Source organism: Amycolatopsis sp., assembly GCF_025464955.1.
Classification (GTDB): domain Bacteria; phylum Actinomycetota; class Actinomycetes; order Mycobacteriales; family Pseudonocardiaceae; genus Amycolatopsis.
On record NZ_JAODNM010000158.1, the window covers coordinates 1 to 22,045 of the forward strand.

A 22,045-nucleotide genomic window follows, 5' to 3' on the forward strand; every position below is an offset into this window, starting at 1 on the left:
TGTTCTGGCCATGGTGCATGGTCACCGGGTTCGGACCGGTGACCATGCAGGCTGGCCGGGCAAGTGTTCACGATGTTCTGAGACATAAACTGTTCACGATGTCCTGGGCTGGGACAGCCGGCTCTAAGCGGCCGCAACGCTCACGAGTCAGTTATTGGCGATGAACTGTCCGGCGAAGGTCCGCCCTTGGGAAATCGCGTTGTCGTGGCTTTCGATCGGCGATACCTGGGAGTTCTTGAAAACGATGTAGGTTACCGGGCCCGACGTGCCGCCGGTCGACGGATCAGGGTCGATGCCCAGCGACTGGGCCGTCGCATAGGACGCCTCGCCGATACTGTCGTCCGGGCCTTCGTCACCGAAGACGGCGTATTCGACGTGGCCGTTGTAAATCACCGCGAGCACATCGCCGCCTTGAAGACCGGCATCCTGGTAGTTCCACCGACTGCTGGGCAACGGGATAACTACATAAGGCAACTGAGCCGCGTTCAAAGCTTGTCCGTCAGACTGATGGAAAGACGTGTCATTGTAGAAGCAGCAGTCAGTGTTCTCATTGCATTGCGTGGTCCGCTGACCATCGCAATCGACAGCCATCCCTGAGGTCCAGAAGTAGGCACCAGCAGCACCGCAGATCGGTGTCTGGCCGCCGTTCTTGTCCGAGTAGGTACCGTTGGACACCTGGTTGCACTGCGCGGTCTTGGCCAGGAGTGCGGCCGCCGACGGATCACCATCATCCGCTTGGGGCTGAACCTGGGCGACGTGCTCGGAATGCGGCCGAGCCGAAGCCTGGATGGGCGCAAGCAATGAACTCATAGCCACGAGTGCGACCACGAGCGCCTTTATCATCCTCATGCCTTACCTCCGATGGGATAAAAAAACAGCATCGACAGAACTGCGACACTCGCGGTGACGGAGGCTCAGAATGAGAACCGAAATGGGGACCGCGGTCAGGAATGCCAACAGTGACTAGCGCTGCACCTCATTCCACTAATGCACCTAGCGCATGTCGCATTTGGGTGTGACGTGGATCTCAGTTCGCCTCTTAGTTTAAGACGTGAAGACTCAGCGCGTCAACAGGTGATCTTCACCCGTATCTGAGCGTCGTTCACGTTCCCTCGGGGCCACCCTTGCGGCGTTGAACGCCACAAGGGTGGAACGTAAGGGTGTCCGGTGGTTGGTCGGTTGAGGTGATGGGTTCGGCTTTACTGCACCAAGGACCGGGGCGAGTTGGTGCATGCGCAAGGGGTTCGAGGGCCTGTCGCGTCGTGTTGTTGTGACTGGTGTCGCTGATGTGGCAGGTGTGACGTTGTGACGTGTCGTGTAGGCCACCTTCACGGCATAAGGCGCACTCAACTAGGCCTTGACACCGTCTCTGCCCCGCCGAAAGTGCCTTCAGGAGCCCCAACAGCTCAGACGCGACTGGCCTTCAGCTCTGCTACCAGCACCCACTCGCCCCGGTCCTTGCTGCTCTGGACAGAACCGACCACCCCGAACCCTTAAGTTCCAGGCATTGGCGTTTGAGCACCTAAGGTGGCCTAATGGGGTCTTTTGCGGCTGCCCAGGTGAGGTCGGGGCTCAGGCGGTGAGGGTGGAGAGGTAGGCACGCCAGGAGGGGGCGGGGAGGGTTAGGGCGCCTGCGGCGGGGGATTTTGAGTCTCGGATGGCGACGACGGAGTCGGTGAGGGCGACCTCGACACAGTCGCCGTTGGAACCTTCGCCGCCGCTGTAGGTGCTCTTTCGCCAGTTCGGGACGAAGGCGACCTCGACGCAGTCACCGTTTTCGCCAGAGCCGCCGCTGTAACTGCTCTTACGCCAGTGGGCGTTGGTCAGGTCCACGAAACTCGCCTCTTCCGGCTCGGTGTCTACATCCCGGAGATCAGTGCGAGGGAGTCCTGCTCGTCCAGCGCGACCTCGGCGAGATGCTCAAAAAGCAGCGTAGCAGCGCGGACCTCTTGCTCCTTTTCGATTTGCATCGAGCCGAAGCCGTACTCGACGTACGCGAGATCAACCTCGGCCGGTTCCGGGAAACTCACCACGATGAAGTTGCTGTACAGGCCATCATGCGAACCGACGTCTTGGGGAATCACCTGAACGGCGAGGTTCGGCAGGGAAGCCAGCTCGACGATGTGCTCGCGTTGCTGGCGGTCGCAAGTCTCCCGGTGCAGCACTGTTTCGTCGATGATGGCGTGCACGATCAACGGGCGTTCTTCGAAAAGCCGCTGCTTCCGGCGCAGGCGAACAGCGATCTGGTTCTCGAGTCGTTCGGCGCTGAGCGACTGTCGTGCAGCGTCGAAGGTGGCACGCATGTACGCCTCGGTTTGCAGCAAGCCGGGGACGAAACCCAGTTGGTAGGTCCGCACTGCCGAGGCGTCCGCCTCCACGGGCACAAACCCGCGGTCGTCCAAACCAAAAGCGTGCCACCAGCCTTTTTCCTTGGCGTAGTCGAACATCCGGACGTACGGTTCGTAGTCCGAGGTGATCACGCCGCAGCGGTCCAGCAGGGCCAGGAAGTCGTTAGACCCGGGGATGTAGCCCTGCTCGACCCGGCTCATCTTCGACTTCGAGAAGCGCAGGGGTCGACCCATCGCCTCCTGGCTCATGCCGATGCCCTCGCGCAGGCGGCGCAGTGTCCGGCCCAGCTGCCGCCGTCGGTAGTTCGGCCCGCTCTGCTCTGCCATCTCACTCCTCGCCACCACTTGATCACGAATGGTAAGCCGGGACCCGCCGAGCTGGGACTCCCAGTTCGGACCCGGAAGGCCCGTGAGTCGGCCGGTCACCCTGCGTCAATGGATCTTTGGGGCTATCCGCACGAACTCGAATATCGCCGCGAGGAGCGAAAGGGGTTCCGCGAGCACGAATACACCGAACTCGTCGACGACATGGGTTTCGTCTTCGAGCACCGCTCGGAGCTGTGGAAGAACTGGACCGTGCGCTATACGACCGCGTGCGCCCAGGACTTCCTGCAGCGCAAACACGCGCCGCGCGGGACGTTCGTGGTCAGCCTGTATCGGCTGTTCCCCGGCGAGCGCCGGCATGTGGTGACGATCCGGTTGAAGTGGCCGGGAAAAGTGGTCCGCGGTCAGACTTCGGTGCGGCTGGACGACGAAAAAGTCCCCTTCAGCTCGTCCTCCCCCGACAGAAGGACGAGCTGAAGGGGACACGGTCCCCCGACCTATTCGTCGGCGAGCGGTTCCGCACGCACCCGATTCAACGCGGGCGTGCAGACCGACGCCGCGAGGACAGCGACCCCGATGCCGAGCACGATCGGCGCCAGCACCCACGGGCTGAGCACGATCGGGCCTTCGTTCGCGGTGCTGAACAACCCGACACCGACAAGTACCCCAACCACGCCGGCTCCAATCGTCGCGACCAGCGCCGGCAACGCCGCCTCCATCCGCAACGCTCGTGCCAGCACCTTTACCGGCGTTCCCGCCGCGATCAGCGCGCCGAACGTCCGGCGCCGGTCCATCACCGAGCCCGCGGTCGCCACCGCCGCGCTGCAACCGGCGAGTACCGCTGCCGCGATCAACCCGATCACGGTTACCCGGCGAAGGTCGTCCAGCTGGGTCTGGTGGTTGCCGAGGTGCAGGTCGCGGCTCGACACCTCGGTCCCGCCGGAGGCGGCGACCAGCGCGGTGCGAACGGTCTCGTAGTTCGCCGGCGTCGTCGGCACGGCGACGGTGACGTTCGTCGTCGGTGAGTTCAGCACGCTGGCCGGTACCGCCGCCGGGTCGATGATCAAGGAACCGCTGAGGTCCTGGTCGGTCGCGATGATCGGCCGGACGACCGTCCCCGCGGCCAGCGGCGCGCCCGGGTCATCGTAGGTCGGTTTCACCTGCGTTCCGGCCAAATCGATCTGCTCGGTGCTGTAGACCGCAGGCCCTGGCCGGCATGTACCGGTCAACCTGAACCTGGTCAGCTGGTTGATCTGGGCGCAGTCCAGCACTAGCGCCGACCCGCCGTAGGTGGCGCCCTGACCGGCCGCACCGGAGGTGGCCAGCAGGACACCCGGGACCGAGACGCTCTTCTGCGAAATGCCGTACTTCGCCAGCGCCGCATCGGTCTTGGTGGCGATCTGCGCCGCCTTGTCCGGCGACGACACGGTGTAAAGCACGGAATCCTGGAACGACCGGCCGCCGCCCGAAAGCGATTCGAAACTCGGCAACAGCGTCAGCGCCATCGAACCGGCGAACACGGCGAGCACCACCCCTGCGGATGCCCGATACGCGCCCTTCGGATCGTCACGCAACCGACGTCCCGCCAGCAGCCCGGCCGGTTTGCGCCAGACCCGGACGAACGTCCCGCCGACCGCGGAAGTAACCCACGGACCGACCAAGGCCGCCGACGCGACGAGCATCGCGAGGCCGAGAAGAACCGGGCCGGGGCCACCGGACCTGCCGTTCGTGACCGCGTAGAGGAAGACCAGCCCGGCCACCGGCAGCGACAGCAAACGCCACCAGTGCAACGGTTTGCGGGCGTGCGAGGCCACCGCGCCCAGCGGCGTCTTCAGCACCCGGCGCAGACCGAACGCCGCGGCCAGCACAACCAGTACCGGCACCGCGATCACCAGCGTGATCGTCAACCCCAACGGCGGCGAGAAGTCGCTCGCCTGCCAGGTCCCCCCGGCCCAGGGCACGAACGTGGCGAGGCCGTGCAGCACGGGACTGATCAGCAACCCGACCACCGCACCGACGATCGCGGACACCGATGTCTCTGCCGCGACCATCCCGGTGACCTGGCCGGGAGTCGCGCCGGCCAGCCGGATCGCAGCGAGGCGGCGTTCCCGCCGAGCGGCGGTCAACCGCGCGGAGGAGGCGACGAGCACCAGGCTCGGCACCATCAGCACCACGATGCCGACGCCGGACAGCAGGACCAGCTCGGGATCGATCTGGCCAGGCCCGGACGCGAACCCCGGTGCCGGTACCGAGTTCTTCGGCATGTCGGCCGCGTTGTGACCGACCACAACGACGAGTTGCTCCGGGAAGCTCAGCGCGTCTTCGGTGAGCGAACCGACCAGCTTCGGTCCGAACCGGTCGGCCAACTGCCCCGCCGGGACGCTGTGCATGAGCTTGCCGAGGTCCGGCGAAACCAGCGTCTCGCCCGCCGCCGGCAGCTTCGGCATCCCGGTGGGTAGCAACACCGAGTCCGGGTTGCCCAGCGCGGCGACGTCGATCCGGGTGATCTTTTTGCCGTTGAAGTAGTCCGTGCTGCTGTCGAGCAGCACCTTCGAGGGGGCGCCCCCGTCCATCGCGTGGAAGGCGTTCTGCCAAACCGCCCGTTCGGCGCGGATCCCAGTCGCGAACGGCAGGCTCACCAGCAGCAGCACGAGCCCGGTCGCCACCGCGACCCCGACCGCGGTGAGGATCGCGGACGTCCTGGTTCGGCGGTCGATCCGGAGTACGCGCCAGGCCAGTTGGAGCGCGTTCATGCGGCGAGCCTGGTGGCGATCAGCCCGTCGCGGATGGCGACGGTCCTCGGCATCGACTCGGCGAGGTCGCGGTCGTGGGTCACCACGATCACCGCGGCGCCGGACTCCGAAGCGGCCCCGAGGAGCGCGTTCATCGTGTCCTGCCCGGTCCGCGTGTCGAGCGCACCGGTCGGCTCATCGGCGAAGATCACCTTCGGCTGGTGGGTCAGCGCCCGCGCGATCGCGACACGCTGCGCCTCACCGCCGGACAACTCGCCGGGGCGTCGGCTTTCCTTGCCCTCGAGGCCGAGCCGCGTGAGCCACTCCCTGCCGCGCGACAACGCCTCCTTGCGGCCGGTGCCCCCGAGCAGCAGCGGCAACGCGACGTTCTCCTCGGCCGTCAGCTCGGCGACGAGCATGCCGGACTGGAAGACGAACCCGAACTCGGTACGCCGTAGCTCACTGCGCTTCTTCTCCCCGAGCTGGTCGATCCGCTGTCCGCCAAGGAGGATCTCCCCGGCGTCCGCCCGCAGGATGCCCGCGAGGACGTGCAGCAGCGAGGTCTTGCCGGAGCCCGACGGACCGACGATCGCCACGGCGTCCCCGGCCATGATGTCGATGTCGACCCCGGCCAACGCGTGCTGGGTGCCGTAACGCTTCACCAGGCCGCGCCCGGAAAGCACCGGGGTGCCGGCGGTCGGTACAGCGTTCTGCGAGCGGTATTGCCGCGGATCCACGAGTTCTCCCTCTGGTTCTGGCTTGCTGTTGGGAAGGAGCCTCGCCGAAACAGGTGGGTGTCCACTTCGGGCAGACGGCCAGGCCTGGGGCCGCCGGTATCGGCCGATCGGCCGACCCGCCGTGGCCGACCGGCCAAGGTGCGAATGCCCGCGGATCCTCTAACGTCGTCTTGTGATGGACCGAGATGCGCTACTCGCCAAGGTGACCGTCCTTTGGCGACGCTTCGGGCCGCCAGGGGTGATCCTGCTCGCCGCGTTGCTGTGCGACGTGGGAATCGTGCTCGGAGCAGCCTTCGATTCGGTCGGCCCCAAGGGCATCGACCTGCTGTTGCTGCCCGGAATCGCGTCGATGGCCGCCTGTGCGGTCTGGGCCAGGACCCGGCCGGCGGTTGCCGCGTTCGCCGGCGCGGGCTCGTTGATCTTCTTCAGCATCCTGATCCGGTACTTCGACGTGCCGGCCTATTCGACGATGCTCGCCAACACCACCTTCACCGAAGTGGTCGGCGGCTGCGAACTCGTCTACTACGCCGTACGGCGAGTACGACCCGGCGTGGCGTTCGCCGCCGTGTGTTCGCTGGTCGTCGGCGCTCTCGTCGCCGTCGGCGGCCGGTCATACCACGCCCAACCGGGCTCCAGCAGCTTCGGCCAGTCGCTGATCTACGGCGTGTTGATGCTGTTCGCGGCGGTGCTCATCGGCTTGTACGGCCGGCGCCCCGACACCGAGCAGAAGACGAACGGGCTGCTGGAGCTCGTCCGCGACCAATGGCTGCTCATCGGCGGCTTGGCGTTCATGCTGTTCCTTGAACTCGCGTCCGGGCTCAACGACGGGCTGCGCGGGGTCCCGATCATTTTCTGCTCGATCGCCGCGGCCGGGTTGGCGGTGCTGGCCGGCCGCTATCCGGTCCGCGCGTCGCTGGGTATCGCCGCGGTGATGGCGTTCGGCGGACTGGTCGCCGCGGTGCTGGGCACCAGGAATTTTCCGCAGGTGGCGCCCACTCAGGTCCTCGCCGGGATGGCGGCGGTGACCTACCTCATCCGGTCCGCCGTGCCGGCCCGTGCCTGGGCGTGTATCGGCGTGATGTCCGCGGTCGTCGCGGTCGACACCGTGGTGGGCTCGTATCGGCAGTCCTACAGCGGTGGCCTCGCGGAGATCAAGCAGTCGTTCATCGGGGCTGTCCTGCTGCTCGGCATCTCGGTCGCGCTCGGCCTGTTCCTGCGTTCGCGGGAGTCGGAGCGGAAGACGGTCGTCAAGTCGGCGGTGACCGACGCCCAGACCTCCGAACGGATGGCACTGGCGCGCGAACTGCACGACGTCGTCGCCCACCACGTCACCGGCATCGTGGTGCAGGCGCAAGCCGCGCAGATGATGGGCGGCAAGGACCCGCAGATCGCGCTGGACGCGTTGGCGCGGATCGAAACCGCGGGCGGGGAAGCGCTCACGGCCATGCGGCGGCTGGTGCGCAGCATGCGGGGCGACGCGCCGGCCGGCAGCAGCGAGTTCAGCGAGCAGGCCACCACGGACCTCGCCGCGGACCTGCGGCGGCTGGTCGACGGGGTGAACAACGGCGTGCCGACGACGTTGGAGCTCAACCTGCCGGACGACCTGCCCCAGGAGGTCGGGCGTTCGGCGCTGCGGCTCGTCCAGGAGTCGCTCACGAACATCGGCAAACACGCGGCGGGCGTGCGCATGGCGACCGTGCTCGCCGAGGTCACCGGCAACGAACTACACCTGCTCGTCACCGATGACGGACAGGAAGAACGCCGGACCGCCACTGACGCCGGTGCCCGGCGCGAGGGCGGCTACGGTCTGATCGGCATGCGCGAGCGCGTCGAACTGCTGCACGGCAGGCTGTTCGCCGGACGCGGATACGACGGCGGCTGGCGTGTCGAAGCTTGGCTGCCCGTGGAGGGGGACGAATGACGATCCGGGTGCTGATCGCGGACGATCAGGAGATGGTGCGGACCGGGTTCCGGATGATCCTCGACGCGCAGGACGACATCGAGGTCGTCGCCGATGTCGCGGACGGGATCTCCGCGGTCGGCAAGGCGCGGGAGCTGCGGCCGGACGTCTGCTTGCTCGACATCCGCATGCCCGGGCTCGACGGGCTCGAGGTGACCCGCCAGCTGGCCGGGCCGGACGTGACCGATCCGCTGAAGGTCGTCGTCGTCACGACGTTCGACCTCGACGAGTACGTCCACGCCGCGCTGCGCAACGGCGCGAGCGGGTTCCTGCTCAAGGACGCCGGGCCGGCGTTGCTGATCGAAGCGGTGCGCGCGGCGGAACGCGGCGACGCGCTGGTGTCGCCGCAGGTGACCGTCCGGCTGCTCAAGCACTTCAACGGTGGTTCGGTGAAACGGAACGTCGCGCCGCCGAACGACCCGTTGACAGCGCGTGAACTCGACGTCGTCAGGGCCGCCGCGCGCGGGCTGACCAACACCGAGATCGGCACGGAACTGTTCCTGTCGCTGTCGACGGTGAAAACGCATCTGGCGTCTGTCCAGGGCAAGATCAACGCGCGAAACCGGGTCGAGATCGCGGCCTGGGCGTGGCAGAGCGGAGTCATGGACTGAGTCGTGGAGAGGGTCCGTAAGATCCTTCCATGTCTCGTCGTTACCGCGCCGCCGTCGTCCTGCCCGCCGATCCAGCCTGCTCGCTTCTGCGTGACGCGGTGGTCGACGTCGACGACAACGGCCGGATCACCTTCTGTGGAACAGCCTCCGACGCGGGCGACCCCGGTGATGCCCTGGTCACGGACCTGTCCGGCATCTTGCTGCCCGGTCTGGTGAACACCCACGCGCACAGCCCGATGGTGCTGCTGCGCGGGATGGGCGGCGACCTGCCGCTGCTGCGCTGGCTGCAGGAGATCATCTGGCCGGTCGAGGCGCGGATGGTGGCCGAAGACGTCCGCACCGGCATGCTGCTGGGGTCGATAGAGATGCTGCGGCACGGCATCACGACCAGCGCGGAGATGTACTTCCACGCCGAGCAGGTCGCCGAAGCGGTGCTGACCACCGGCGCGCGGGCGATCCTCGCGCCGCCGCTGATGGACCTGCCGGGGATGAACTGGCGCACGATGCTGAGCGACATCGACCGCTGGATCGACGCCGACGGACTGCGGTTCGGTCCGAGCGACCGGATCGAGCTGGGCTACGGCCCGCACGCGGCGTACACGCTGCCGGTCGAGGCGCTGCGGATGACGGCCGAGTCGGCCGCCGCGCGCGGCGCGCTCGTGCAGATCCACGTCGCCGAGGCGGCGGCGGAAGACACGAAACAGCGTGCCGAGCACGGTTCGGTGCCGAAGCTGCTGGACGAGGTCGGCATGCTCGCCGGGCGCACCCTCGCCGCGCACGCGGTGCATCTGTCCGACGAGGACATCGCGTTGTTCGCGGCGCGGGGGACCGGTGTCGCGCACTGCCCCGGATCGAACTCGAAGCTCGCGTCCGGCATCGCGCGGCTGGCCGAGCTGCGGGCGGCGTCGGTCGCGGTCGGCCTTGGCACGGACGGGCCGGCCAGCAACGACGACCTCGACCTGTGGGAGGAGATCCAGCTCTCCGCGATGCTCAGTCGGCTGGCGACGAAGGACTCGACCGTGCTGACCGCGGCCGACGCGTTCCTGCTCGCCACCCGCGGCGGTGCGGAGGCGCTGGGCCGCGACGACATCGGTGTGCTCGAAGCCGGCCGCTGGGCGGACATGGTGCACGTCGACCTCGACGACCCGGCGTTCGCGACCGGGCTGGACGTGTCGGACGAGCAGCTGTTGTCGAACCTCGTGTGGGCGGCGGGCTCGCGGCGCGTGCGAGACGTGTGGGTCGCGGGTGAGCAGGTCGTCGGCGACGGTGAATCGCTGCGCGTCGACCGCGCGAAGGCCCAGGCCGGCGTCGCCGAAGCCGCCGCCCGCCTCCGCCGCGGCTAACCCCTCCAAACAGCAACTCGCCGTCGAGTTGCGATCGTTGGTCATCCCAACTACCGCAACTCGACGGCGAGTTGCGAGGGCTAGGACGTGCGGCGGGGGCGGAGGATGACTTCCGTGAGGTGGGCGTCGGGGCTGGCGGAGACGGCGGCCAGGACGGCCATCGCCACCGAGTCGGGCCGCAGGAAGCGCTCGGCGACGTAGTCCCCGCCCTCGTCGGCGACGAGGGCGCGCTGCATCTCCGTGTCGGTCCGGCCGGGGAACACCGAGGTCACGCGCACGCCGTTGGACTCCTCTTCGGCCCGAAGCGCGTCCGCGAACGCGCGAGCCGCGAACTTGCTCGCCGAGTACGGTCCCCAGCCCGCGCTCGCGGCCAGGCCGGCCCCGGAGTTGATCACCACGACGTGCCCCTTCGCCGCACGCAGCGCCGGCAGCAGGATGCTCGTCAGCTCGGCTACCGCGACGACGTTGACCTCGAAGTTCTTCCGCCACGCCGACGCGTCGGCCTCCTCGATCGTGCCCAGTTCGGCGACTCCGGCGGAGTGAACGAGCACGTCGAGTGCACCGACCTTGGCCGCGGCCGCGGCGAGCGCGTCCGGGTCGGTGAGGTCGACCGGCCACGGCTCGGTGCCGGGAAGCTTCGCGGCGACCCGGGCGAGCGCATCGACGTCGCGCCCGCCGAGGAGAACCCGGTGTGTCGGTTCGAGCGCGTGCGCGATGGCGGCGCCGATCCCGCGCGAAGCACCGGTGACAAGGGCAGTGGGGAGATCCGTCATGGATCCACCGTAACTACCGGACGCCGATCCGGCCGACCAGCCCGAAGGGTCCCTTCTTCCACACGGCGACGATCGCCGGGCGTGGTTGCGAAGTGCCGCCGTCCGGCCAGTGCGACGTCGGATTCGCCGAGCTCGCCGCGTTTTCCCCGGGATGCTGGACCGCCACGAGCACCAGGTGCTCGGTCACGACGGGACCGCAGGTCTCAGCACCGACCGGCACCGTGAGGAACTGCTTGACGTGCCCTCGATCCGGGCCTTCGACGGGCACGGAGAACAGGCCGTCGTTGGCGCCGAGGGCGTTGCCGTCGGTTGCGATCCAGAGGTTTCCGCGGCCGTCGAACGCGACGTTGTCCGGGCACGAAATCGGGCTGACCTGCTCCTTAGGGAAGCCGCCGAAGTAGGTGTCCGCGGTCGCCGGATCTCCGCAGACGAGCAGCAGCCGCCAGCGGAACCTGGTCGACGCCGAATCGCCGTGATCCTCGTCCCACTCCAGGATGTGGCCGTTTTTGTTGTTCTTGCGGGGATTCACCTCGTCGATGCCCGCCTTGCCGAGCGCGCCGCGGTCGGTGTTGTTCGTCAGCGCGGCGTAGATCCGGCCGTTCACCGGGTTCGGCTCGATGTCCTCGGGGCGGTCCATCTTCGTCGCGCCCGCCTTGTCAGCGGCGAGCCGGGTGAAGACGTAGACGTCCTCCGCGGTGAATCCGTCCACAAAGGACGTGTTGCCGCTCGCCAGCGGGATCCACTCGCCGGTGCCGTCGAACTCGCCGTCGGCCGGGAGCAAGCCGTCGAAGTCGGGGCTGTCACCGGTGAACTTGGCCACGTACAAGGTTCCGTCGTCGAGCAAGGCCGAGTTATGCCTGCGCGCCAACGCACTCTGGCCCGGCTTGTACTTGCCCTTGGAGACGTACTTGTAGATGTAGTCGAAGCGCTCGTCGTCACCGGAGTAGACGGCGACGCGGCCGTCCGCGGTGATCTTGACGTTCGCGGCCTCGTGCTTGAACCGGCCGAGCGCGGTGTGCTTGACGGGCGTGGACTTCGGGTCGTGCGGGTCGATCTCGACGACCCAGCCGAATCGGTTGGGTTCGTTGGGCTCCTGCGACACGTCCCAGCGCTTGTCGAACCGCTCCCACTTGCGCGTGCTGGCGCCGGTGCCGACGCCGTAGCGCTTCAGGCGCGCAGCCGTGGTCGGCTCGGTGACCTTGTCCGCGTTGGCGAAGTACTGGTGGAAGTTCTCTTCACCGGAAAGCACCGTGCCCCAAGGAGTTACGCCGCCCGAGCAGTTGTTCTGCGTGCCGCGGACCTGCCGGCCGGACGCGTCCGCCGAGGTCTGCAAGTACTTCGAACCCGCGGCCGGCCCGCGCATTTCGAACACGGTGTCGAGGGTGATGCGGCGGTTGAGCCGGCTGGGGACCGAGCGCAGCGCACCGAACAGCGGGTCGCGGACGGTCTGCACCACCGAAAGCCCGTGCGCGGCCCACGCGATCTTGACCTGTTCCTCGGTCGGGTTCGCCGGGTCGTACTGGTCGGCGGGGAAGAGGTGGACCTCGGTGGTGTACTCGTGGTTGACCACGAGCAGGTTCCGGGTGCCGAGCGCGTCCTGCGGGATCAGGCCGACGAAGTCGTTGTTGTACCCGAACTGCTTCGCCTGCGCGGCCGCGGTCTGGTGGTGGAAGTCGAACTTCGGCGCGCCCGCCTCGACGGCGTCACCCCAGCGGATGACGACGCTCTGGCCGTAGCCGTCCGGGGTCGTCACGGCGTCGAACTTGTTCGGTGACACGGCGTCGAAGTCGGTCCCGGCGGCCGGGCGCACCGGACGTTGGGCCGCGGTGGTCGCCGTCGCCGTTGTTGCCGCGGCGGCCGTCCCGGACAACGCGGCGAAACCACCGGCGGCCGCTGCCATCACGGCGCCGGCCCTCAGCGCCCCTCGGCGCGAGACGACGCCCTTGACGACATCGCCGAAGTACTCGTTGCCGGACTGGTTGGGCTCGGGGTGTGCACACGCGTTGCCGCAGCGGTACTCGCAGGTGAGCGGCGAACGGCCGCCGGAATGCGAAGCGAACAAGGGCAGCACAGGGCCTCCAGTGGTGTCAGTCGGGGAACGAACCGACACTAAACGCCCAAACAGCCGATAACCACACTTTCAGGTGAACATCGGGCAAATCCACCGCCTACACGTCAGGTCTCGGTGTCGAGCTCGAGGAGTCGGTGCAGGGCGGGCAACGCCGCGTCGATAGCCGCGCGGTCGGCGTCGTCGAGCAGGGACAGCCGCGCGCGCAGGAACTCCTCGCGCAGGACGATCAGCTCGTCGTAAAACTCGCGCCCCTGTGATGTCACCTCGACGAGCACCGCGCGGCCGTCGGCCGGGTCGGGCGCCTTGCTGACCAGCCCGAGCCGTCCGAGCCTGCTGACGACGTCGGTCATCGACGGCATGCGGACGCCTTCGAGCTCGGCCAGCGCGCTCATCCGCCGGGGTCCGCGCTTGACCAGCTCGGTCAGGACCGAACCTTGGGTCAGCGTGAGCTGGACTTGCGGCGTCTCGCGGCGAACCACGTAGTACAGCCGGAAGACCAGTGGTCGTAGTCGATGCGCCAGTTCCGCCACTCCGGTATTCACTTAGCCAGGCTAACATATTTAGTTAGCGTAGCGAAGTAATCTCGTCCACAGCTAACCTGTCGTCCATGGAAGCGGTGGTTTTTGACCTCGACGGGGTACTGGTCGATTCCGAGCGGATCTGGGACGAGGTTCGCCGGTCGGTCGTCGCCGAACACGGCGGCACGTGGACGGACGAGGCGACCCGGGCGCAGCAGGGGATGAGCACGCCGGAATGGGCGCGGTACCTCGTCGACTCACTGGGCGCGAAGCTGACACCGGACGAGATCGCCGAGGTCGTCATCTCGCGGATGTCCGAGCGCTACGCGAGCGGGCCGCCGGTGATCCCGGGCGCCGTCGACACCGTCCGAGCGGTGGCCGCGCGGTACCCGGTCGCGATCGCGAGCTCGTCACCGACCGTGTTGATCGAGTCGTTCCTGGCGGCGACGGAGTTGGCCGGGTTGGTACCCGTCGCGCTGTCGAGCGAGCGGGTCGCGGCCGGGAAACCTGCCCCGGACGTCTACCTCGAGGCGGCGCGGCGGCTGGGCGTCGACGCGGCGAAGTGTGCGGCCGTCGAGGACACGACCAACGGGCTGCGCTCGGCGCTGGCGGCCGGGATGACGGTGTACGCCGTGCCCAACCCTCACTTTCCGCCGAACCCCGGCGTCGTCGCGCAAGCCGCGGCCGTCCTCACCGCGATCACCGAGCTGCCGGGGGCGCTGGGCATCGACTGGTGAGTATTCCGGCCGGTTCTAAGCGGCCGGAACACTCACGAGTCTTTAGGCGTCGGGCTCGCCCTTGATGAACGCTTCGACGGAGTCGCGCGCGGTGGAGTCGTCGTACTGCTCTGGCGGCGACTTCATGAAGTACGACGACGCCGAGAGGATCGGGCCGCCGATGCCACGGTCGAGGGCGATCTTCGCCGCGCGCACGGCGTCGATGATGATGCCCGCGGAGTTCGGCGAGTCCCAGACCTCGAGCTTGTACTCGATGTTCAGCGGCACGTCACCGAACGCACGGCCCTCGAGCCGGACGTATGCCCACTTGCGGTCGTCGAGCCACTGCACGTAGTCCGACGGTCCGATGTGGATGTTGCGCTTGCCGAGGTCGCGGTCGATCTGCGAAGTGACCGACTGGGTCTTCGAGATCTTCTTCGACTCGAGGCGCTCCAGCTCCTTCATGTTCAGGAAGTCCATGTTCCCGCCCACGTTGAGCTGCATCGTGCGGTCGAGCTGGACACCGCGGTCCTCGAAGAGCTTCGCCAGCACGCGGTGCGTGATGGTGGCGCCCACCTGGGACTTGATGTCGTCGCCGACGATCGGGATGTTCGCGTCGGTGAACTTCTTCGCCCACACCGGGTCGGACGCGATGAACACCGGCAGCGCGTTGACGAACGCCACGCCGGCGTCGATCGCGCACTGCGCGTAGAACTTGTCGGCCACTTCCGAGCCGACCGGGAGGTACGCGACGAGCACGTCAACCTCGGCGGCGCGCAGGGCGGCGACGATGTCCACAGCGGCTTCTTCGGACTCTTCGATGGTCTCGCGGTAGAACTTGCCGAGACCGTCATGGGTGTGCCCGCGCTGCACGGTCACCCCGAGCGGCGGCACATCGGCGATCTTGATGGTGTTGTTCTCCGAGGCGAAAATGGCCTCGGAGAGGTCGTGTCCGACCTTCTTCGCGTCCACGTCGAACGCGGCGACGAACTCGATGTCACGGACGTGGTACTGGCCGAACTGCACATGCATCAAGCCGGGCACGCGGGCGCCGGCATCGGCGTCGCGGTAGTACTGGACGCCCTGGACCAGCGACGACGCGCAGTTCCCGACGCCAACGATGGCCACCCTCACGCTGCGGCGGTGCTCGCCCATGCCGGTGTCTCCTTCAATTCGTTTAAGTGTGTAGGTGCCGGCCGAACCCGCGAGTCAGTGCTCCTGCTCACGTTGCTCGGCTTGTTCGTGCGCGATCAGCTCGTTGAGCCACCGCACCTCCCGTTCGCTGGTCTCCAGCCCTAGCCGGTGCAGCTCGCGGGTGTACCGATCGATCTTTTCCTCGGCCCTGGACATCGCGGCGCGCAACCCTTCGCGGCGCTCCTCGACACGACGGCGCCGTCCTTCCAAAATGCGCATCCGGACATCCGCCGGGGTCTTCGAAAAGAAGGCCAGGTGGACACCGAATCCCTCGTCGTCCCACGTCTGCGGGCCGGCGTCACCGAGCAGCTCGGCGAAGTGCTCCTTGCCCTCGGCGGTGAGCTGGTAGACGCGCCTCCCGCGCCTGGCCCAGGTCTTGCCGGGGGCCCGAGCCGCCGTTTTCGGCTGCTCGGTGGACTCGACCTCGTCCAGTTCTTCGACGATGAACCCGGCCCGCAACAGCCTCCGCAGGGTCGGATACAGCGACCCGTAGGAGAACGCCCGGAACATCCCGAGCGTCTCGTGCAGACGTTTGCGCAGCACGTATCCGTGCATGGGGGCTTCGTGCAGCAGCCCCAGGATCGCGAACTCCAGCACAGTGCACCCCCTTCCGGGAACAAAAGGCGCTCCGGGGCGTTGCCCGTAGTGCCTGTCTGGCCTAACGCAACCTACCGGTCAACTATATCGCGCCGATACATCGAAGTGGCGTAAGTAACCTTTCGTGGGTTCGCGGAACTCTCGAAAATCACACCGGTGTTATTCGCCGGAGCGTGCCGAAACGACCCGGCTGCCCGGATTCGGCGGGGGTCCGAAATCCGGCGGGCCATGGTCTACACAGGTGAAACCCGTAGTCTGTTGTCGTGCGAAACCAGCGGCAGGTCGTGGACTACGCGTTGCAGCGCCGTGCGCTGCTCGCCGGCGTCCATTCCGGACGCGTCGGTACCGGCGACGTCTGCGATGCGACTCCGTACCTGCTCAAGGCCGCCGCGTTCCATGGCGAACCGACCGAGCAGGCCTGCCCGGTCTGCCGGAAAGAGGCGTTGACCCAGGTGTCCTGGGTCTACGGTGACGAGCTGAAGCACGTCGCCGGCTCGGCACGGGCCCAGGATGAACTCACCAGGATGGCGGAGCTGTTCTCCGAGTTCACCGTCTACGTCGTGGAGGTCTGTCGGACGTGTCACTGGAACCACTTGGTGCAGTCATACGTCCTGGGAACAGGAGACCCGCGCACGCGGGCCCGCCCGGCGAAAACCGCGGGCCAATGACGGCGGACGAAAAAACCACTGTTGACCACAGAGCGGCGCCCCCCGAAGCGCCGGTCTGGGAGGCTCATTCGTGACCGACGATCACAATCGCTCCTGGCCTGGCCAGGAGCCTGATGCCCATCGCCATGCCCAGTGGCCGAGCGAGGACGAACCCGGGCCGCAGTGGCCCAGCGACGACCCGCCGCGCCGGCCACCGCGCCCGCCGCAGGGTCCCCCACCCCAGCGGCCGCCCACGCCCCCGCGTGGCGCGCCGAGGGCGGAGTCGCCGCAGTGGCCGACCGGTGACGACGTGCCACCCCGGCGTCCGCCGCAGCAGACCCCGCCCGGCGGACTGCCGCGGCGTCCCGGTCCACCGCCGCCCGGCGGCCAGCCGCCGGTGCCTCAGCACGGCGGCACCTATCGGCCACCGCCGCCGCAGGCCCCACCGCCGCCCGGCCCGCCCCCGAGGCGGCCGCAGGTAGAGCAGCCGACCGGGATGGTCCGGCCGGTGCTCGGGCCGAACGACCGTGAACCGGACCTGATCACGCACCACACGCACAACGGCACCGGTCCCGACGACTTCGACTACGACGATCCGTACACCGGCGAGCAGGCCTCGTTCAACGAGTTCGGCCCCAACGACGGCTACGGCACCGAAGACGAGTACGACGAAAACGGCAAGAAGATCAAACCGCCGTTGACCCCGCTGCAGCGGAAGAGGCGGGTCTGGCGGCGTGTCCGACGGACCCTCTACGTGCTGTTCGGCCTGGGCGTCATCGTGCCGGTGGTCGGCTTCGCGATCATCTACTTCAACGTCGATGTGCCCTCGCCGCAGAGCGTGATCGCGGCGCAGAGCCAGCCGGTCACGTACTACTACAGCGACGGCTCGGTCCTCGGCAAGGACGTCCCCGCCGGAGGAAACCGGCAGACGCTGCAGGCGGGCCAGATCCCGGACCTGGTCAAGCACGCCGTCACCGCGACCGAGGACGCGTCGTTCGACACCAACTCCGGTTTCGACATCACCGGCATCCTGCGAGCGGTCTACAACCAGGCCACCGGCGGCGCGGGTGGTGGTTCGACGATCTCCCAGCAGTACATCAAGCAGGCGACCAAGAACGACTCCCCGACGCTGAGCCGTAAGGTCACCGAGCTCGCGAAGTCGTTCAAGATGAACCAGACCTACGACAAACAGGACATCATCACCGGGTACCTCAACATCATCTACTTCGGACGTGGGGCATACGGGATCCAGGCGGCGTCGCAGGCCTTCTACAAGAAGGACGTCAGCCAGCTCAACGCCTCGGAAGCGGCGTTGCTGGCCGGCTTGATCCAGCAGCCGGGCCGGTCGGAAAACCCGACGGTCGCCCACGACCGCTGGAACACCGCGATGGACCGGATGCAGAAGAACGGGTACATCACAGCGGCAGCACGGGCCTCGGCCACCTTCCCGACTGTGGTCCCGCTCGACCAGTTCAAGCAGCAGGCCGTCGGTGAGCCCGACGCACACATCAAGGACCGTGTCCTCGCCGAGCTCGCCACTCAGGGCTACGACCAGGACAAGCTGTACAGCGGCGGGTACAAGATCTACACCACGATCGACCCGAAGGCCCAGCAGCAAGCCGTGGACACGGTTCAGGCCCACATGCAGGGCCAGACCGACCCCAAAATCCTCAACGCGCTCGTCGCCATCAGCCCGACGACGGGCGGGGTATTGGCTTACTACGGCGGCCCGAACCTGACGACGAACTCGTCAGGTAACCAGATCAAGGCCGCTGACCGAGCCAACCAAGCCCGGAACCCGGGGTCGTCGATCAAGGCGTTCGACCTCACGGCGTACCTGAAACTGGGCAAGGGCCTGGGCGACACCTTCGATGGAACCTCACCTCGGTCGTTCCCCGGCGTCCCGAAACCGATCAAGAACGCCGGTGAAGCGGACAGTTGTTCCAAACAATGCACCGTGGCCACGGCCATGGAGCGTTCGACGAACACGGTCTTCTACGACATGGTCTACAACATCGTCGGTTACCCGAAGGTCGACCAGGCCGCCAAGGACGCCGGCGTGAAGACGAAGGACCAGGGCGGGCTGTCCATCATGGGTACGGACAACAACATCGCGCTCGGCGGTGGTAGCACGGTGGCCACCCCCGCGGACATGGCGGCGGCGTACTCGACCTTCGCCGGGAACGGTATCCGGCACGACGCACACTTTGTCGCCAAGTTGACCAACTCCCAGGACGAAGTCGCGTACACGGCGCCAGCGCAGGGGACCCCCGCTTTCGCCAGCGATCCGGCCTTGAGCGCACAGATCGCCGGAAACGTCACGACCGCGCTGGAACCTGTCATCAAGTTCTCCCATCTGCAGTGCCCGGCCAACCACGAATGCGCCGGCAAGACCGGAACCCAGCAGTACGAGTTCCAAGCGGGCAACCCCAAGTCGTGGGCCGACGCCAACGCCCAGACCTGGATGGTCGGGTACACGAACTCGGTGGCAGTGGCGGTCTGGGTCGGCGGCGACGGCAACATCGCGCTGCACGACAAAACCGGGAAACCCCTTTTCGGGTCCACCCTCGCCGGCCCGATCTGGCAGGATTTCATGGGCACATATCTGAAGGACAAACCCGCGGAGAAGTTCCCGCAGGTCGACCCGATCGGTACGGCGGCCGCTAATCCGGATGCGCCGTCGACCACTCCGACGACGCCGTCGACGCCGACCACCCCGTCAACGCCCACTACACCGTCGACGCCGACGACGCCCTCAACGCCGACGACCAGCGCCACGTCGTCGACGTCGTCGACGCGCCCGGGACCGTCGCTGCCGTTCGGCGGTCCACCCGCTGGCGGTGGCGGTGGCGGTGGCGGTAAGCCGCCAGGGCTACTGCCCAACGACCCGGCCGGATAGGGGAAAGGGCGCTTTCGGAGAACCGAAAGCGCCCTTTCTTCCTACACATGGGGCTACTCACACTATTCGCCTCCTACTCGTCAAGACTTGGTACTACGCTACAAAACTATGAATCAAGAAATCTCGACCTCACCCCAGACGGAGAAATAAAAACCCGAACCTGGACAGAGGAGTATTTTCGATGCTTGCTGTAGCACTTTTCATTCTCTTCTGGATATTCGTGGCGGCCATTGTGATCGCTTCGGCACCATGGCGACGGTGGAGTACTCGCGTGACGATACTGTCGATTCAGGTCCTCACCTCGATCGCGTTGCCACCGGCGCTCTCCAGCAGCAGCACAGGGTGGCAGGTCTGGGCCGTTGTGCTCGGTCCGGGTGCGGCCATCGCATTGGTCAGGCTTTTTCGAGCGTTGAACGGGTGGTACCTCGAACCGGCACGCTCGACGGGATCTTCACCGATCGCGAAGCAGTGACGGTTCGCCTGGCGAACCGGGCGGCGAAGTTCACCGTGATCGTGGCAGCGATCACCTATGACTGAATACGGGCTCGAAAGGGAGCGTAAACGTAAGCGGGATACCTTGCGCCGAGCACTCGTTCTAGTCTGCATGTTCGGCGTACTCGCCCTCAGGGCAGGCATAGTGGACGCCCTGCTCGGATTGATCGCGCTGCTGGTCGTGGGCTTCAGCGTGTACCCGCTGATCGTCTGGTCTGGCCGCCGAGCCGAAGCGCGCAGGAGAGCGACCGGCGCTGCCCCGTCCTGGCCCGCGCAACTACCGGTGGTGGTCGCCAAGATGTGGGAGTGTCCTGCGAAGGTCTGCAGGATTGTTGACCCACACGTCGATTGCGAAGCCGTCGGCGCGGGTCAGGGTCAAACAGCCCTGGCTTCCCGGGCCCCAGATCTTGACGACCTCGGGAGACCACGTGAAAGTCTGCGCTGGGACCCGGAAAGTCCCAGCGAAAGAAAGGCACCGCACCGATAACTTGGGACCGATCGTCGGGCTTGCCGAAACCCATTAGCCGCAATTCATTTGACGTTGGGGTCACGTATGGCACGGACAAGCCGCGACTTGCGTACCGGCGGGAGCGTTTGCGGCGGCTGCGATGACGTCGTCGAGCATCTTCTGCCGGGTCGTCGGGTCGAGGTAGCGGCCGCGGGCGACGACGCCGTGGATGCGTTGGGTGTTGGCGATGTCCGCCAAGGGGTCTGCGTCGAGGATGACGAGATCGGCGCGTTTGCCGCGTTCGATGGTTCCAGCTATTGCTTCCAGGCCAAGGAACTTGGCGGGTTCCAGCGTTGACGCCTGGAGTGCTTGCATTGGCGTCAATCCGGCCTGGACAAGTAGCTGTAGTTCGTCGTGGACGGCGAATCCGGGGAAGACCTCGGGAGTGCCGGTGTCGGTTCCCGTCATGATCGGCACGCCGGCACGCGCCATTTCGCCGACGATCGCGAGCCGGTAGTCGAACATCGCCGCCCACTGCGCATCGTCCTCGGGCTTGCGATCGTTGAGGTACAGCTCCTGGATGACGTAGTCCTGAGTGTTCCAGTAGTCCTTCGACAGGTACTTCCGGCGCGGGTCGTTCGGGGTGAGTTCCCTGGCGCGGTCCAGTGCCTTGTGCATGACCAGAGTCGGAACCTGGCGGGTGCCGCGGGCGGCGAACTTCGCGAACAGTTGCCGCGCCTTGACTCGGCTCTCACTGTGCACGGCTTCCCATTCGAGCGGGTGGATCGCGGCGAACCAGCCAGCGTAGTCGCCTTCGCCGAGGCGGATCTTCGCGATCTTCGCGCGGATGTCGGCTTCCTTGCGGGAAATGCCGAAGGGGGTCCAAAAGAGGTGCTCCACGCTGCGCTGACCGAGATCCACGGCCTCGGCGATGGGCACGTTGTCCGGGCAGTGCCCGACAAACGGAATCCGCTGGCGCCGCGCTTCGTCCGCGATGCCGTACAGCGCATCCTTCGGCACCCGCGAGTAGACCTTGATGAAGTCCGCGCCCTCAGCCTTGAGGGTGCGGACGGCTGCGCGTCCGTCATCCTCAGTGGTGACCTCGACGACCGAGAGAAGGTTCGGGTCCCACAGCGACGGCGAACCGTCGACGATCCGGCTCCCGATGACCCACCGCGGACCGAGCAGCGTGCCGGCGTCGATGCGCTTGCGCCAGTCGTAGTTCTTCTGCGTCCCCGACATTTCGCGGACCGTCGTGACGCCGTTGGCGAGGTAGAGCGCCGGACTCGTCTGGTCGGTGTCGCTGTGGACGTGCATATCGCTGAGGCCGGGAATGAGGTACTTGCCGCGCAGATCGACCACGGTCATGCCCGCCGGGATCCGGACGTCGCTCGACCGGCCGAGCTGCGTGATGCGGTCGCCTTGAACAAGGACAGTCTGGTCCGGCCTCGGCCGGGCGCCCGTCACGTCGACGACGGTCATGTGGGTGAAGGCGGTACCGGACGTCGTGGAGGGAGCGGGAGCCGCGGAGGCGACAGCCGGGAAAGTGAGCCCGGCGACGCCGGCCGCGAGGCCGGTGACAAGTGCGGTGCGGCGGGTGAATTGTGTAGCCATGCCGGAAATTCTGGCCGCCGC

19 protein-coding genes are annotated in these 22,045 nt (G+C 67.0%); 8 read left to right on the forward strand and 11 right to left on the reverse strand.

Going from position 1 to position 22,045, the window contains the following annotated elements:
* Positions 1–147: 147 nt before the first annotated feature.
* The 3 genes from JWQ81_RS40355 to JWQ81_RS40365 all read right to left on the reverse strand — a co-directional run bounded on the left by JWQ81_RS40355 (position 148) and on the right by JWQ81_RS40365 (position 2,675).
* Positions 148–849, reverse strand: coding sequence for a glycoside hydrolase family 75 protein (locus JWQ81_RS40355; RefSeq protein WP_297550314.1), 702 nt, complete (start codon positions 847–849; stop codon positions 148–150).
* A 723-nt stretch (positions 850–1,572) separates the two neighbouring features.
* The gene (locus tag JWQ81_RS40360; protein WP_297550316.1) at positions 1,573–1,833 is read right to left on the reverse strand and encodes a DUF397 domain-containing protein; all 261 of its coding nucleotides are present in this window, start codon (positions 1,831–1,833) and stop codon (positions 1,573–1,575) included.
* A 26-nt stretch (positions 1,834–1,859) separates the two neighbouring features.
* Positions 1,860–2,675 (reverse strand): helix-turn-helix transcriptional regulator, encoded by an 816-nt coding sequence (locus tag JWQ81_RS40365; protein WP_297550318.1) that lies wholly within the window; start codon positions 2,673–2,675, stop codon positions 1,860–1,862.
* A 108-nt stretch (positions 2,676–2,783) separates the two neighbouring features.
* Between JWQ81_RS40365 and JWQ81_RS40370 the strand changes: the two genes are divergently transcribed.
* Positions 2,784–3,149, forward strand: coding sequence for a hypothetical protein (locus tag JWQ81_RS40370; RefSeq protein ID WP_297550320.1), 366 nt, complete (start codon positions 2,784–2,786; stop codon positions 3,147–3,149).
* Between the two features lie 20 nt (positions 3,150–3,169).
* Here JWQ81_RS40370 and JWQ81_RS40375 read toward each other — a convergent pair whose 3' ends face one another.
* Both JWQ81_RS40375 and JWQ81_RS40380 read right to left on the reverse strand, forming a co-directional pair.
* Entirely contained in the window at positions 3,170–5,425 is a 2,256-nt protein-coding gene (locus JWQ81_RS40375; protein WP_297550321.1) for an ABC transporter permease, read from the reverse strand.
* The gene (locus tag JWQ81_RS40380) at positions 5,422–6,087 is read right to left on the reverse strand and encodes an ABC transporter ATP-binding protein (protein ID WP_297550392.1); all 666 of its coding nucleotides are present in this window, start codon (positions 6,085–6,087) and stop codon (positions 5,422–5,424) included. Before JWQ81_RS40380 ends, JWQ81_RS40375 begins: the two co-directional genes overlap by 4 nt.
* Positions 6,088–6,316: 229 nt before the next feature.
* On the opposite strand from JWQ81_RS40380, the gene JWQ81_RS40385 reads away from it, so the two are divergent.
* The 3 genes from JWQ81_RS40385 to JWQ81_RS40395 are packed head-to-tail and all read left to right on the forward strand — an operon-like array spanning position 6,317 to position 10,055.
* Positions 6,317–8,062 (forward strand): histidine kinase, encoded by a 1,746-nt coding sequence (locus tag JWQ81_RS40385; RefSeq protein WP_297550394.1) that lies wholly within the window; start codon positions 6,317–6,319, stop codon positions 8,060–8,062.
* Positions 8,059–8,712 (forward strand): response regulator transcription factor, encoded by a 654-nt coding sequence (locus tag JWQ81_RS40390; RefSeq protein ID WP_297550323.1) that lies wholly within the window; start codon positions 8,059–8,061, stop codon positions 8,710–8,712. The genes JWQ81_RS40385 and JWQ81_RS40390 overlap by 4 nt, the downstream gene beginning before the upstream one ends.
* Positions 8,713–8,741: 29 nt before the next feature.
* Positions 8,742–10,055: an amidohydrolase gene (locus JWQ81_RS40395; RefSeq protein ID WP_297550326.1), complete on the forward strand. Its 1,314-nt coding sequence runs from the start codon at positions 8,742–8,744 to the stop codon at positions 10,053–10,055.
* A gap of 80 nt (positions 10,056–10,135) precedes the next feature.
* On the opposite strand, the gene JWQ81_RS40400 is transcribed toward JWQ81_RS40395, so the two are convergent.
* The 3 genes from JWQ81_RS40400 to JWQ81_RS40410 all read right to left on the reverse strand — a co-directional run bounded on the left by JWQ81_RS40400 (position 10,136) and on the right by JWQ81_RS40410 (position 13,441).
* Positions 10,136–10,828: an SDR family oxidoreductase gene (locus tag JWQ81_RS40400; RefSeq protein ID WP_297550327.1), complete on the reverse strand. Its 693-nt coding sequence runs from the start codon at positions 10,826–10,828 to the stop codon at positions 10,136–10,138.
* A gap of 13 nt (positions 10,829–10,841) precedes the next feature.
* Complete coding sequence (locus tag JWQ81_RS40405) at positions 10,842–12,899, reverse strand: PhoX family phosphatase (protein ID WP_297550329.1); 2,058 nt, start codon at positions 12,897–12,899, stop codon at positions 10,842–10,844.
* A 104-nt stretch (positions 12,900–13,003) separates the two neighbouring features.
* Entirely contained in the window at positions 13,004–13,441 is a 438-nt protein-coding gene (locus tag JWQ81_RS40410; RefSeq protein WP_297550331.1) for a MarR family transcriptional regulator, read from the reverse strand.
* 65 nt (positions 13,442–13,506) lie between these two features.
* On the opposite strand from JWQ81_RS40410, the gene JWQ81_RS40415 reads away from it, so the two are divergent.
* A complete protein-coding gene (locus JWQ81_RS40415; protein ID WP_297550333.1) occupies positions 13,507–14,154 on the forward strand; it encodes an HAD family phosphatase in 648 nt (215 codons plus the stop codon).
* Between the two features lie 42 nt (positions 14,155–14,196).
* On the opposite strand, the gene JWQ81_RS40420 is transcribed toward JWQ81_RS40415, so the two are convergent.
* Together JWQ81_RS40420 and JWQ81_RS40425 are read right to left on the reverse strand one after the other, a co-directional pair.
* On the reverse strand, positions 14,197–15,288 hold the full coding sequence (locus JWQ81_RS40420) for an inositol-3-phosphate synthase (protein ID WP_297550335.1): 1,092 nt from the start codon (positions 15,286–15,288) through the stop codon (positions 14,197–14,199).
* 54 nt (positions 15,289–15,342) lie between these two features.
* Positions 15,343–15,924 carry a PadR family transcriptional regulator gene (locus JWQ81_RS40425; protein ID WP_297550337.1) on the reverse strand — a complete coding sequence of 194 codons (582 nt, stop codon included), beginning with the start codon at positions 15,922–15,924 and terminating at the stop codon, positions 15,343–15,345.
* Between the two features lie 263 nt (positions 15,925–16,187).
* Here JWQ81_RS40425 and JWQ81_RS40430 point away from each other — a divergent pair, with 263 nt between their 5' ends.
* From JWQ81_RS40430 to JWQ81_RS40440, 3 genes are all read left to right on the forward strand, one after another.
* On the forward strand, positions 16,188–16,592 hold the full coding sequence (locus JWQ81_RS40430; RefSeq protein WP_297550339.1) for a DUF5318 domain-containing protein: 405 nt from the start codon (positions 16,188–16,190) through the stop codon (positions 16,590–16,592).
* Between the two features lie 70 nt (positions 16,593–16,662).
* On the forward strand, positions 16,663–19,470 hold the full coding sequence (locus JWQ81_RS40435; protein ID WP_297550341.1) for a transglycosylase domain-containing protein: 2,808 nt from the start codon (positions 16,663–16,665) through the stop codon (positions 19,468–19,470).
* Between the two features lie 249 nt (positions 19,471–19,719).
* Positions 19,720–20,007, forward strand: a complete 288-nt coding sequence (locus tag JWQ81_RS40440; protein ID WP_297550343.1) for a hypothetical protein — start codon at positions 19,720–19,722, stop codon at positions 20,005–20,007.
* Between the two features lie 502 nt (positions 20,008–20,509).
* Here JWQ81_RS40440 and JWQ81_RS40445 read toward each other — a convergent pair.
* The gene (locus JWQ81_RS40445; RefSeq protein WP_297550345.1) at positions 20,510–22,024 is read right to left on the reverse strand and encodes an amidohydrolase family protein; all 1,515 of its coding nucleotides are present in this window, start codon (positions 22,022–22,024) and stop codon (positions 20,510–20,512) included.
* Positions 22,025–22,045 lie beyond the last annotated feature (21 nt).

Coding starts and splice junctions, on each gene's coding strand:
- JWQ81_RS40355 (WP_297550314.1), bottom strand. CDS start 849: ATGAGGATGATAAAGGCGCTCGTGGTCGCACTCGTGGCTATGAGTTCA.
- JWQ81_RS40365 (WP_297550318.1), bottom strand. CDS start 2,675: ATGGCAGAGCAGAGCGGGCCGAACTACCGACGGCGGCAGCTGGGCCGG.
- JWQ81_RS40370 (WP_297550320.1), top strand. CDS start 2,784: ATGGATCTTTGGGGCTATCCGCACGAACTCGAATATCGCCGCGAGGAG.
- JWQ81_RS40375 (WP_297550321.1), bottom strand. CDS start 5,425: ATGAACGCGCTCCAACTGGCCTGGCGCGTACTCCGGATCGACCGCCGA.
- JWQ81_RS40385 (WP_297550394.1), top strand. CDS start 6,317: ATGGACCGAGATGCGCTACTCGCCAAGGTGACCGTCCTTTGGCGACGC.
- JWQ81_RS40390 (WP_297550323.1), top strand. CDS start 8,059: ATGACGATCCGGGTGCTGATCGCGGACGATCAGGAGATGGTGCGGACC.
- JWQ81_RS40395 (WP_297550326.1), top strand. CDS start 8,742: ATGTCTCGTCGTTACCGCGCCGCCGTCGTCCTGCCCGCCGATCCAGCC.
- JWQ81_RS40400 (WP_297550327.1), bottom strand. CDS start 10,828: ATGACGGATCTCCCCACTGCCCTTGTCACCGGTGCTTCGCGCGGGATC.
- JWQ81_RS40415 (WP_297550333.1), top strand. CDS start 13,507: ATGGAAGCGGTGGTTTTTGACCTCGACGGGGTACTGGTCGATTCCGAG.
- JWQ81_RS40420 (WP_297550335.1), bottom strand. CDS start 15,288: ATGGGCGAGCACCGCCGCAGCGTGAGGGTGGCCATCGTTGGCGTCGGG.
- JWQ81_RS40440 (WP_297550343.1), top strand. CDS start 19,720: ATGGCGACGGTGGAGTACTCGCGTGACGATACTGTCGATTCAGGTCCT.
- JWQ81_RS40445 (WP_297550345.1), bottom strand. CDS start 22,024: ATGGCTACACAATTCACCCGCCGCACCGCACTTGTCACCGGCCTCGCG.